General features: G+C 54.7%; 9 protein-coding genes. 3 read left to right on the top strand and 6 right to left on the bottom strand.

Going from position 1 to position 12,836, the window contains the following annotated elements; translation table 11 throughout:
* Positions 1-120 precede the first annotated feature (120 nt).
* Positions 121-1,410 (top strand): SulP family inorganic anion transporter, encoded by a 1,290-nt coding sequence (locus LRM19_RS09960; RefSeq protein ID WP_271368635.1) that lies wholly within the window; start codon positions 121-123, stop codon positions 1,408-1,410.
* Here the strand turns inward: LRM19_RS09960 and mgtE are convergent.
* From mgtE to LRM19_RS09930, 6 genes are all read right to left on the bottom strand, one after another.
* Positions 1,373-2,809, bottom strand: coding sequence for a magnesium transporter (gene mgtE, locus LRM19_RS09955; RefSeq protein ID WP_069303099.1), 1,437 nt, complete (start codon positions 2,807-2,809; stop codon positions 1,373-1,375). The two genes, LRM19_RS09960 and mgtE, sit on opposite strands and share 38 nt — an antisense overlap.
* Positions 2,810-2,957: 148 nt before the next feature.
* Positions 2,958-4,601, bottom strand: a complete 1,644-nt coding sequence (locus tag LRM19_RS09950; protein WP_127731750.1) for a multidrug ABC transporter permease/ATP-binding protein — start codon at positions 4,599-4,601, stop codon at positions 2,958-2,960.
* Positions 4,602-4,670: 69 nt separating this feature from the next.
* Entirely contained in the window at positions 4,671-5,327 is a 657-nt protein-coding gene (gene alkB, locus LRM19_RS09945; RefSeq protein WP_115875872.1) for a DNA oxidative demethylase AlkB, read from the bottom strand.
* The gene (ada, locus tag LRM19_RS09940; protein WP_271368634.1) at positions 5,327-6,385 is read right to left on the bottom strand and encodes a bifunctional DNA-binding transcriptional regulator/O6-methylguanine-DNA methyltransferase Ada; all 1,059 of its coding nucleotides are present in this window, start codon (positions 6,383-6,385) and stop codon (positions 5,327-5,329) included. Before ada ends, alkB begins: the two co-directional genes overlap by 1 nt.
* A gap of 72 nt (positions 6,386-6,457) precedes the next feature.
* Entirely contained in the window at positions 6,458-7,513 is a 1,056-nt protein-coding gene (gene apbE / locus LRM19_RS09935) for an FAD:protein FMN transferase ApbE (protein WP_271368633.1), read from the bottom strand.
* A 114-nt stretch (positions 7,514-7,627) separates the two neighbouring features.
* Positions 7,628-8,740 (bottom strand): porin OmpC, encoded by a 1,113-nt coding sequence (locus LRM19_RS09930; protein ID WP_033146057.1) that lies wholly within the window; start codon positions 8,738-8,740, stop codon positions 7,628-7,630.
* Between the two features lie 743 nt (positions 8,741-9,483).
* On the opposite strand from LRM19_RS09930, the gene rcsD reads away from it, so the two are divergent.
* Positions 9,484-12,156, top strand: coding sequence for a phosphotransferase RcsD (gene rcsD / locus LRM19_RS09925; protein WP_248174739.1), 2,673 nt, complete (start codon positions 9,484-9,486; stop codon positions 12,154-12,156).
* 16 nt (positions 12,157-12,172) lie between these two features.
* Positions 12,173-12,823 (top strand): response regulator transcription factor RcsB, encoded by a 651-nt coding sequence (gene rcsB, locus LRM19_RS09920; RefSeq protein ID WP_003859405.1) that lies wholly within the window; start codon positions 12,173-12,175, stop codon positions 12,821-12,823.
* The last annotated feature ends 13 nt before the right edge of the window (positions 12,824-12,836 follow it).

The following is a 12,836-nucleotide window of genomic DNA, read 5'->3' as shown; positions in this document are numbered from 1 at the left end:
GGTAACAACTTTTAAATATTGTTTAAAGGTTACGAAATTATTGTAATTGTGAAATTTAATGATGGATTGTTTGTGAGGAATTAGCGATGCGTCTGGTAAAGCGCGGTTTTACTGGCTAGTATGTTGCGTTTTGTGATCGCGCGCACGGAAGCCTGCCCTAACCAGCGAACTGTTATGTCCTTACCCCATTCTGCTGTATCCCCCGAAAACCGCGTAGCCAACGTACTGCGTTCCCCTAAGAAGCTGACGCACGAAACGCTGGCAGGCGTGATTACCGCCCTGGCTCTGATCCCCGAAGTCATCTCGTTTTCGGTGGTCGCGGGCGTTGACCCGAAGGTCAGCCTGATCGCTTCCGTAGTGCTGTGTCTCGCCCTGTCCATACTCGGTGGTCGTCCGGCGATGGTCACGGCAGCGGCCGGTTCCGTGGCGCTGGTCATTGGGCCGATGGTGCATCAGCACGGCGTGCAGTACATTCTTCCCGCCGTGCTCATGGCTGGCGTGATTCAGATTCTGTTTGGCGTGCTGGGCATGGCAAGGCTGATGCGCTTTATTCCCCAGTCGGTCATGACCGGGTTTGTTAACGCCCTGGGCATTTTGATCTTCTTAGCTCAGGTGCCGCATTTCTGGAGCCGAAGCCCGCTGATTGTGGGCCTGTTCGTGCTGACGCTGCTGATCGTGCTCTGGGTGCCGCGCTATATCAAAAGCATCCCTTCCCCGCTGATTGCGATTGTGCTGTTAACCTTGTTTACCGTTTCAACCGGGCAAAGCCTGCCGACCGTGGGCGATGAAGGCTCAATGAGCGGCGGTTTGCCGGGACTTAGTGAACTTCTGGTCCCCCTCAATTTACAGACGCTGAGCATTATCTGGCCGTGCGCGTTGAGCATCGCCTTTGTCGGCCTGCTGGAGTCCCTGCTCACGGCAAAGCTGGTGGATGAACTGACCGCGACACCGTCAAGTAAACGCCGCGAAAGCATTGGATTAGGCGTCGGCAATATTCTGGCCGGATTTTACGGTGGTATTGCAGGCTGCGCGATGATAGGACAAACCATCGTTAACGTGGAGATGGGGAAAGGCCGAAGCCGCATTTCAACCTTCGCTGCGGGCATCGTGCTGCTGATCCTGGTGACGGCGCTCAGCGAGGTGATGGCCAACATCCCGATGGCGGTGCTGGCGGGCATTATGGCAATCGTCGCCGTCAAAACCTTCAGCTGGCACAGCCTTCAGCCCGCCACGCTGAAAACGGCCCCGATAGCGGAAACGGTCGTCATGCTGGTCACCGTTGCCGCCACGGTATCAACCGGCAATCTGGCAATTGGCGTGCTGGGCGGGATTATCGTCATGGCACTCCTCCCCGCCCGCATCAAGCGTCGGCTTAAAGAAGAAAAATCGTCGCCAGTCCAAGAAAAATAAAGAAACCGCCGGTATCGGTGATGGCGGTGATCATCACGCTCGACCCCACCGCGGGGTCGCGCCCCAGTTTGGTCATGGTCAACGGGATAATGACGCCCATCATCGATGCCACCAGCAAATTCAGCACCATCGCCAGCATCATCACTCCGCCTAACGCCATATCGTCATACAGCCACCAGGTGATGCCGCCCATAATGCCGCCCCATACCAGGCCGTTGATCAGCGCCACGCCCATCTCTCTGAAGATCAGAAAGGCGAAGTTGCCGGGCTGAATATTTTCCAGCGCCAGCGCGCGGACGATCATGGTGATGGTCTGGTTTCCGGTGTTGCCGCCAATCCCGGCCACAATCGGCATCAGCGAGGCCAGCGCCACCAGCTGCGAAATAGTGTGTTCAAAGCCGTCAATCACGCGGGAGGCGATAAACGCGGTACACAGGTTAATGGCCAGCCACGCCCAGCGCGTTTTCACCGCCTTGCCGACGGAGGCATGGACGTCATCTTCTGCGCTGATCCCTCCGAGCGCACGCAGATCGTTATCGGTTTCTTCGTAGACCACGTCAACGATCTCGTCGATGGTCAGACGCCCCATCAGTTTGCCGACGGAATCCACGACGGCAGCACTCACGAGGTCGTCACGTTCGAAGGTTCGCGCCGCTTTCTCCGCATCGTCTTCCGGGGAGAAGACCATCGGCTCGTTTTCCATCACCTCGCTCACCTTCCGCTGGGTGCTGTTGAGCAGGATGGTTTTCAGCTCCAGCTCGCCGAGCAGGGTTTTGTCCCGGGAGGTGACAAACAGTTTATCGGTGTTATCCGGCATTTTGCCCAGGCGACGCAGATAGCGCTGTACGGTACCGAGCGTCACGTCCGGTCGCACCGTGATAACGCCGAACTCCATGATCGCGCCGACGCTGTTTTTCTCATAGTGCATCACCTGACGCACGCGCGCCCGCTCCTCCGCAGGCAGTGACGCCAGCAGGCGACCGGTCAGGTTTCGCGGCAGGTGCTGAACGAGGTAAATCTGCTCGTCGATATCCAGCGTTTGCAGAGCGTCGAGAATATCCCGGTCGCTCATCTCGTCGATCAGGTCGTCCCAGACGTTTTCGGAGGCCTCAAGCAGCACCTGTCCGCGCTCGTGATCCTGTACCAGACGCCAGAGGGCGTGACGTTCTTCCGAGGGAAGCGCTTCAAGGGTGTCCGCCAGATCCGGCGGGGGTAAGTGAGCAACCAGCGCACCTACCTCAGCAATATCGTCGGCCAGAGTGCCGACATCATATTGCTCAGCCAGGGTGAGTTTGCCTAATAGCGTAGAAGTGACCGCTTTATCGGTCGTGAGGAGCCAGATGAGTCGCGCGCGCTCCTGGTCACGCTGTCTGGCGCTGTTTTTCTTTAATACCGACATCAATCATAAATCCATTAAATGAGTTGGGGTTAAGCATAGCGCGGGGATATGTAAATAAGAATAAACAACGGGCCGGGATGGAGAAAAAAGCGGCATTACGGCCACGATCTCTCCCCTCTCCCTGTGGGAGAGGGTTAGGGTGAAGGCTTCAGGCCGTACGCGCCACCGCGTCACGCGATGCCGCATCGCGCTCTTCACCGGTCAGCTCGCTCAGCCTGCCGTCGCGCATCTCCAGCAGGCGGTCAGCATGAATGAAGTAGTGATCGTCGTGGCTGATGGCGAAAATGGTTTTGCCCATCTCCTGCATCAGCGGCAGCAGCACCTGATAAAATTCGCGGCGGAAATGCGGGTCCTGATCCGCTGCCCACTCGTCGAGCAGGATGATGTCACGCTCTTCCGCCAGCGCCAGCAGCAGCGCCACGCGCTTTTTCTGCCCTTTGGAAAGCTTCAGGTTGAGGATCTTCCCGTCCTGTAACTCCAGCTTGTGCGACATCTGCAGCTGCGCCAGCCATTTTTCCACCAGCGCCGGACTAGCCTGCTGCCCATCCGGCCCCAGCAGCCGATCGAACAGCCAAACGTCGGTGAACACCGCCGAGAAAAGCTTGCGGTAATCTTCAGGTTTCTCCGCGCTCAGCGCCCTGCCATCCAGCAAAATCTCGCCCGACTGCGGCTGATAAAGCCCGGTGAGCAGCATAGCCAGCGTCGATTTACCGCTGCCGTTGCCGCCAATCAGGAACAACAGCTCGCCGCGGCGGATCGTCAGGTTGATCGGCCCCACGGAGAAGGCGCTGTCCTGATAGCGGAACGTGACGTTACGTAGCTCGAGCGTCTGCCAGTTCGGGAAGGCCTGCGGGCGCGGAAATTCTGCCTGGAACGGCGCGAGATCGAATTTTTTGAGCTTATTAAAGGCCACCTGCGCACTCAGTAAGGTGGGCAACGCGCCGACCGCCGAGAGCAGCGGCGTGCGCAAAAACAGCAGCGTCAGCGAGTATGTTGCCGCTACGTTGGTGTCCGCCCAGCCCAGGCTGTTCGCCATCCAGAATACCAGGCCAATGGCACCCAGCATCATAATGTTTGACCAGTTCACCGCGCTCAGGTGGAAGGTATCAGCGCGAATAATGTGATGCCGGTATTCGCGCGCGTCCGGGATATAGAGATTGTTAAAGATATACTCGGCGCGCTCGCGGTTCAGGGTGAGTTCTTTACGCCCTTCCAGTACCGTCTGGTAATCGTTATAGAGCTTATCTTCGGTTTCGCGCAGCACCGCCATATGTTTATAGACGCGCGACACCAGCATAAAACCGCCCCAGATGGTGATGGCGATCCACAGTGCAGTCACCGCCAGCATTTTGGTGGAGAGCCAGGCGAGATAGGCCGCCGAGCCAAAGGTCAGAATGATCCCCTGCACCAGCTCCGGCAGACGAACGAACGCGATGGTAATGGCGCGCACGTCGCTGGTCAGCCCCGCCAGCAGGGAGGCGCTGCCGAGCTGCTCAACGCGCTCTATTTGGGTGTCCAGGATCCGCTTGATAAACTCACTGCGCAAACGAAAAACGAAATGGTGGCCAAGCGCGGTCAGCGCCAGCTGTGAGCCGAGCGTAACCGCCATCAACAGCAGCAGAAGGCCAAGAAACTCCGGCAATACGGAGAGCGAGGTGTCGACCATTTCTATCAACCGCACGTTAATAAACGCGATCAGGCCAATACCCAGCGCGGCGCTGGCAAGGCTTAACGCCATAACGGCGATGAAGGGCCAGCGATACTGACGCCAGACGAGGAGAAGTAGTTGCATGCAGGCAATCCGGACAATAAAAATCAGCCAGCAGTGTAAACTGCCCTGCGCGGACATCAAGAATAATTCTTATTTTAGTTTATTCATCCCCGCCTGACGGAAGGTCAGATTAAAGCGGTACTCACCCGTGAGGGGGTGGACGCCGGGTTTCAACGGCTGAATGCCGTGATAATAAAGCCGCGATTCCCTGCCCCACACCACCACATCGCCATGTTCCAGCATGATGCGTTTGAGCGGATCGTTGCGGCGTAATCCCCCAAACTGGAAGACGGCGGGCAGACCTAACGATACCGAGACGATAGGCGCGCGCAGATCGGGTTCATCCTTATCCTGATGCAGCGAGAGCTTTGCGCCAACGGCATAGCGGTTAATCAGGCAGGCATCCGGCCGAAAGTCAGGATACTCGGCTGCCACGGCGGCCTCACGGCAAAGCGCCTGAAAAACCGCAGGCATCGGAGGCCAGGGCTGGCCGGTCGCAGGATCGTTCGGGGCATACAGATAGCCCCGCTCGTTCGTCGCCCAGCCCAGTTCGCCGCAGTTGGCCATGGCCACCGACATGGTGTAGCCGCCCGGCGTTACCATATGACGAAACGGTGAAACCGCTGTGACCTCTTCAATTCCGGCAAGCAACGCCTCCGCACGGGAGAGAGCAAAGCGACGCAGGATAACCGCCCCCGGCGCAAGCGGCTCCTGCCAGGGTTCAGCATCCGCAAAAAGATCGAGCATTATCCCTCCTGACGTTTCGCCTCACGTTTCAGTAATAGCGCTTTTCGCGCCGTCCCCCAGCGGTAGCCCGACAGCGCACCGTCGTTGCGAACCACGCGATGACAGGGGATCACAATCGCCAGCGTGTTTGCCGCACAGGCTCCGGCAACGGCGCGTACCGCCCTGGGCTGGCCAATCGCCTGCGCCACCTGCTGGTAGCTTGCCGTTTCGCCGCAGGGAATGTTGCGAAGTGCCTGCCAGACGCGCTGCTGGAAAGCAGTTCCACGAATATCCAGCGGCAGCGCAAGCGGTACGTCGCGATTATCAATACTGGCAATGACCTGGTGGATCCGCTGCACAAACGCGTCGTCCAGCGGCGCGTGCGTAGCTTTTGGAAATTGCGTGGCAAGCTCTGCGGTTACTTCAGCATCGGTGTCACCCAGCAGAATCGCGCAGATCCCCCGCTCGCTTTCGGCGACCAGACAGCGTCCCAACGAACAGTCATCGATGGCGTACCGCACGGCCACCTCTCCTTTACGGTACTGCTTCGCCGTCATGCCTAATGCATCGTTGGCTTTACGATAATAGCTGCTGCTGTCGGGAAATCCCGCCGCCAGCACGGCGTCGGTAATTTTGTCTCCCTGCGCAAGCGCGGTGCGCAAACGCTGACCCCGCACCGCCAGCTGCCAGGCTTTTGGCGTCATGCCCGTCACCGACTTAAACAGGCGGTGGAAATGGAAAGGACTCATGGCAACCTGCTCCGCCAGCTTCTCCAGGGTTAACGCAGGATCCTGCTCCAGAAGCCGGCAGGCATGTTCCACTTTTGCCAGCTTCTGCGCCTGCGGATCGCGTTTGTCCGGCATGCAGCGCTTGCACGGGCGAAACCCTGCCTGAGCGGCATGATGGGCATCAGGATAAAAACGGACATTTTTACGCAGCGCGTGGCGGGCGCGACATGACGGACGGCAGAAAATACCCGTTGTCTGCACGGCGAAGACAAACTGATCGTCAGCGAGCGGATCGCGGGCCAGTACGGCCTGCCAGCGATCCTCATCGGTAATTAAGGTTGGGTTTTTCATGATCGGCTCCTCGTATAAGCATACATAGAGCGTGCCTGAGCGCCACCGATAAAAAACCCGCAACCTTGCTTTTTAATTTTTGTCGCTGACCAGGAAACTGTTGAACTGCGGCGAGCTCCAGGTTTTAAACACGTCGCCCTCTTTAACAATCATATAAACCGCCAGCCCTTCCTGACGGACCACCTCTTTAGCTTTTTCCGGGCCGAGAACCATTAACCCGGTATCCCAGGCATCCGCTTCCAGCGCGGTGGGGGCAATGACCGTTACCGAGACCAGGTTATGCGTGATGGGGCGCCCGGTCTGCGGATCGATAACATGTGAAATACGCTTCCCGTCAAGCTCGTAATAGTTACGATAGCTTCCGGATGTACTGATGCCATGTCCGTTGATATCCACTATCGCCTGCACGGCATTTTGCCGATCGGTTGGTTTTTGAATCGCTACGCGCCACGGCTTATCGCTGGCGTTCATGCCCCGACTGACCAACGCGCCGCCAACCGAGACCAGATAACGGGAAATGCCTTCCTGCGCCATCAGTGCAGCAAGATGATCCGCCGCATAGCCTTCCCCGACCGTTGACAGATCGACAAACAGATCGGGAATATCTTTTTGCAGGTACTGCTGCCCGTACTGGTTGATCACCGTCAGATGCTGCAGCCCCGTTCTGGCGCGGGCGTCATCAATGGCCGCCTGTTCGGGCGTCTTCACAGGCTGTTTATTCGGGCCAAATCCCCAGAGGTTCACCAGAGGGCCGACGGTCACATCCATCGCCCCGTTAGTTTTGTAACCCACGCGTATGGATTCAGTCACGATATCGGCCATCGCCTCGCTCACCGGCCACAGAGAGGTACTGGTGGAGAGATTAAAGCGCATCAGCGCCGAGTCATTTTTATAGGTTGAGAGCAGCTGATCGTCGGCGTCCAGCTGCGCCTGAATTTTGCCGCGAAGCTCATCCGTGCGAGTTTTATCGAGGTTCATCACGCTGACGCGCCAGAAGGTTCCCATCGTTTTGCCTTCGAGCACCGTCGCGGCGGGTGCATCGGTTTTCGCCACGGGCGCGGGATCGTCACACGCGGTCAGGAAAAAAAGCATAGCCAGAAAGCTGGCGCGTAAAAAAGTCATGTCCATTCATTATTATCCTCATGCCAGGGCGGCAAGAGTACACCAAAACGGGTAAGTAGTGAGAATCGGGGAAGCACAAAAAAGGGGCCATCAGGCCCCTTACGTCACACGATAAAGCGATTAGAACTGGTAAACCAGGCCCAGCGCTACGATATCGTCAGTACCGATACCCGCCTGACGGGTGAATTCATTTTCATCAACCAGGTTGATTTTGTAATCCACGTAGGTGGACATGTTTTTGTTGAAGTAGTAAGTCGCACCAACGTCAACATATTTCAGCAGATCCTGATCGCCGTAACCTTCGATGTCTTTGCCTTTAGACTGCAGGTAGGCCACGGATGGACGCAGACCGAAGTCGAACTGGTACTGAGCAACCACTTCGAAGTTCTGCGCTTTGTTAGCAAAACCGTAAGCGGTAGTCGGGCTGTCGCCATTAGAGGTACCGAAACGGGTTGCGTTGTAGGTCTGGGAGTACTGCGCTGCCAGATAGATGTTGTTGGCATCGTATTTCAGGCCACCAGAATAGACTTCTGCGTTATCGCCATGACCGTAAACGCTTGCACCGTTCTGATCGGCAGTACGTTTGGAGGAGGACATTGCGCCACCTACGCTGAAGCCTTCGCCCAGGTTATAGGTCACGGAAGCACCGTAGCCGTCGCCGTTCTGTTTCAGCAGGCTGCGTCCACCCACGTTTTCACCGCTTACGCTGCCGTTTTTACCCTGATACTGCAGAGCAAAGTTCAGACCATCCACCAGACCAAAGAAGTCCTGGTTACGATAGGTCGCAACGCCGTTAGCACGGGACTGCAGGAAGTTGTCTGCGCCGTAGGTATCGCCACCAAATTCTGGCAGAACGTCAGTCCAGGAGGTTACGTCGTAGATTACGCCGTAGTTACGACCGTAATCGAAAGACCCCGCGTCACCAAATTTCAGACCCGCAAACGCCACACGCGTCCAGGCATCATTTTCGCTTTCGGAGGTGTTGCCCTGGATCTGGTATTCCCACTGGCCGTAGCCGGTCAGCTGATCGTTAACCTGAGTTTCGCCCTTGAAGCCGAGACGCATGTAGGTCTGGTCGCCGTCGGCACCCTTGTCGTCAGAGAAATAGTGCAGACCATCAACTTTACCGTACAGATCTAATTTGTTGCCATCTTTGTTATAAATTTCGGCCGCATTTGCTGCGCCTGCCACCAGGAGTGCTGGTACCAGGAGGGACAGTACTTTAACTTTCATTTTATTAACCCTCTGTTATATGCCTTATAATTGCCACTGCTTACTGGTTAACCCTCATTAACCAGTCGGCAATTTCATTCTCCGCAAAATTACAGAATAATCCAATGCGAATATGATACGAAAACTTTGAAGATGTTTCATTTATCTATCAACATGTTTCAAAATGTAAATATCAAGGAACTTTTACAAAGCACAAATAGCTTAGAAAATTAGCACTTATAATCAAACGAAAAATACACCACATATAAATCAATAGCTTACAATAAAATCCGTTACAGCACTGAATGACAAAACAAGATCGCACCTAATCTCTAAAATAACTCTCGCTATCATCATTAACTTTATTTATTACCGTCATTCAATTTTGAATGTCTGTTTATCCCTAATTGAGCCGAATGCTTCGCATTCGGTTTTTTTTTACCTTTCTTTACGTAACTTCTCATTTTTTGTGCTACCGATCCGAAATTGTAACGACTATTAACTAATTTCTCACCGGCTATCCTTCTCTGGCACGCAAATGATATAGCGCTTAATTTCTTGTTAATTCGTGCTATTTGCTGGCTTAGCGCACTTATTATTTGTACGCGCACGGCGAGTTTGTACACGTTTATTGCTCCATCCACCGCCGATATTGTCCAGTGAAAAAGTCGCCTCTTCCCGGACAGTGGCGCTGGAAATTCAGTTATTACCCTTTATACTGCCCTATCGCCACAGAGCACGACCACAACGGGTTAAAGATATCAATGAGTCAGACTGAAACCACCGCCCCGAGCAAATTCTCCCTCCTTCCCGGGAGCATCACCCGTTTCTTTCTTCTTTTGATCGTTGTGCTGTTAGTGACCATGGGGGTGATGATACAAAGCGCGGTTAATGCATGGCTGAAGGATAAGAGCTATCAGGTCGTCGATATCACCCACGCCGTCCATAAGCGCATAGATACCTGGCGCTACGCCACATGGCAGATTTACGACAATATCGCGGCCGCACCTGCCTCCTCGTCCGGAGATGGACTTCAGGAGACGCGGCTTAAGCAGGATGTCTATTACCTCGAAAAACCGCAGCGTAAAACCGAGGCGCTTATTTTTGGCTCTCATGACAGCGCGACGCTTGAGATGACGCAGCGTATTTCGACCTATCTGGATACCCTCTGGGGTGCCGAAACGGTGCCATGGTCGATGTATTATCTGAATGGTCAGGACAACAGCATGATCCTTATCTCTACGCTGCCGTTAAAAGATCTCTCTTCCGGTTTTAAAGAGACCACCGTGGGCAGCATCGTCGATTCCCGCCGGGCAGAGATGCTGCAACAGGCGAATGCGCTTGATGAACGTGAGAGCTTCTCTTCTCTGCGCCGTCTGGCATGGCAAAACGGTCATTATTTTACTCTGCGCACCACGTTCAACCAGCCAGGACATCTGGCGACGGTGGTCGCCTTCGATTTACCGATAAATGATTTAATCCCACCGGACATGCCGCTCGATAGTTTCCGTCTGGAGCCCGACAGCAGCACTCAAAACATGCGTGCGGCATCTGACAAAGAGGCCGCAGAGAGCGTATCGATCTCCTTTAACGGCTCGAAAATCGAAATTGCCTCATCCCTGAACTCGACCGGTATGCGTCTGGTGTGGCAGGTGCCGTTTGGCACGCTGCTGCTGGATACCCTGCAAAATATCCTGCTGCCTCTGCTGCTGAATATCGGTCTGCTGGCGCTGGCCCTGTTTGGGTACAGCACCTTCCGTTTCCAGTCGGGGCGTCAAAGCGACGCCTCTGCGGTTCCTGCCGGCACCAGCAATGAGCTGCGCGTATTACGCGCGCTGAATGAAGAGATTGTTTCCGTGCTGCCGCTTGGGGTCTTAGTTCACGACCAGGAAGCGAATCGTACGGTGATGAGCAACAAAATTGCCGACCATCTGCTGCCGCATCTTAACCTGCAGAATATCACCACCATGGCGGATCAGCACCAGGGGGTGATTCAGGCCACCATCAACAATGAACTGTACGAGATCCGCCAGTTCCGCAGCCAGGTGGCTCCACGCACGCAAATCTTCATCATCCGCGATCAGGATCGCGAAGTGCTGGTGAATAAAAAGCTCAAGCAGGCGCAAAGGCTGTATGAGAAAAACCAGCAGGGGCGCGCCGCATTTATGCAGAACATTGGCGATGCCTTCAAGCAGCCGTTAAAAACGCTGGCGACCCAGGCGGCGGCGTTAAATACGTCAGAAAGCCACCAGCTTGCCTGTCAGGCCGACTCGCTGGTCAGAATGGTTGATGAGATCCAGCTGGCGAACATGCTGGAGAATGATTTCTGGAAGGGAACGCCAAGCCTCTTCTCTATTCAGGCTCTGATTGATGAAGTGGTTCCGGAAGTCCTGCCCGTGATTAAGCGCAAAGGGCTGCAGCTGCTGATCAATAACAATCTCCCGGCAAATGACGAACGCCACGGCGATCGTGAAGCGTTGCGCCGCATACTGTTGATGATTATTCAGTACGCGGTGACCACCACGCAGATCGGTAAAATCACCCTTGAAGTCAGTACGGAGGAGTCGGCAGAAGACCGCCTGACGTTCCGCATCCTGGACACCGGGGAAGGCGTCACCACGAGTGAAATTGATAATCTGCACTTCCCGTTCCTGAACGACACGCAAAGCGATCGCTACGGCAAGGCAAATGCCCTTACCTTCTGGCTATGCGATCAGCTGGCGCGTAAGCTCGGCGGCCATCTGAATATCAAGGCCCGTGAATCCCTCGGCACCCGCTATTCTCTGCACGTGAAAATGGCCGCCAATCCGCAGGAAGAAGATGAAGAACGTCTGCTCGATGATGTCGTGGTGATGGTCGACGTTACGTCGAACGAGATCCGCAATATTGTCGTTCGCCAGTTAGAAAACTGGGGTGCGGCCTGCATCACGCCGGATGAAAGACTTGCAAGTCAAGAATTTGATCTGTTTTTAACTGATAATCCGTCTAATCTTACTGCCTCCGGCTTGCTTTTAAGCGATGATGAGTCAGGCGTGCGGAAAATCGGCCCTGGCCAGCTGCGCGTCAACTTTAATATAAGCAATGCGATGCAGGAAGCTGTACTACAACTAATAGAAGAGCAGCTGGCGCAGGAAGAGATAGCGGAATCCCCGCTTGGCGGTAATGAAAATGCCGAGCTTCACGCCAGCGGATACTATTCACTCTTTGTTGATACAGTACCAGATGATGTTAAGCGGTTGTATACTGAGTCCGCTGCGAATGATTTTGCAGCGCTGGCACAGACAGCACACCGGCTTAAAGGGGTGTTTGCCATGCTTAATCTGGTTCCCGGCAAGCAGTTATGTGAAACGCTGGAACATCTAATTCGTGAGAAAGATGCCTCTGGCATTGAAAAATACATCAGCGACATTGACGCCTACGTCAAAAGCTTGCTGTAGCAAGGTAGCCTTATACATGAACAATATGAACGTAATTATTGCCGATGACCATCCGATTGTACTGTTCGGTATTCGCAAATCACTTGAACAGATCGAGTGGGTGAATGTAGTCGGTGAATTTGAAGACTCTACAGCACTGATCAATAACCTCCCAAAGCTTGATGCACACGTGCTCATTACCGACCTCTCCATGCCTGGAGACAAATACGGTGATGGGATCACGCTCATCAAATATATTAAACGCCACTTCCCGGATATCTCGATCATTGTTCTGACCATGAACAACAACCCGGCGATCCTGAGCGCGGTACTGGATCTGGACATCGAAGGGATTGTGCTGAAACAGGGCGCACCGACCGATCTGCCAAAAGCGCTCGCAGCGCTGCAGAAAGGCAAGAAGTTCACGCCTGAAAGCGTTTCTCGTCTGCTGGAAAAAATCAGCGCGGGTGGCTACGGTGACAAACGCCTGTCTCCGAAAGAGAGTGAAGTTCTGCGCCTGTTCGCAGAAGGCTTCCTGGTGACCGAGATTGCCAAGAAGCTGAACCGCAGTATTAAAACCATCAGCAGCCAGAAGAAATCAGCGATGATGAAGCTGGGCGTGGACAACGATATTGCACTGCTGAACTATCTCTCCTCCGTCACGCTGAGCGCAACGGACAAGGATTGATTCCGACGGGTGT

The organism is Enterobacter sp. PI-10, assembly GCF_027947695.1.
Classification (GTDB): Bacteria; Pseudomonadota; Gammaproteobacteria; order Enterobacterales; family Enterobacteriaceae; genus Enterobacter; species Enterobacter vonholyi.
The sequence above is the reverse complement of the archived record's forward strand: the minus strand, read 5'-3'. Positions and strand labels throughout refer to the sequence as shown.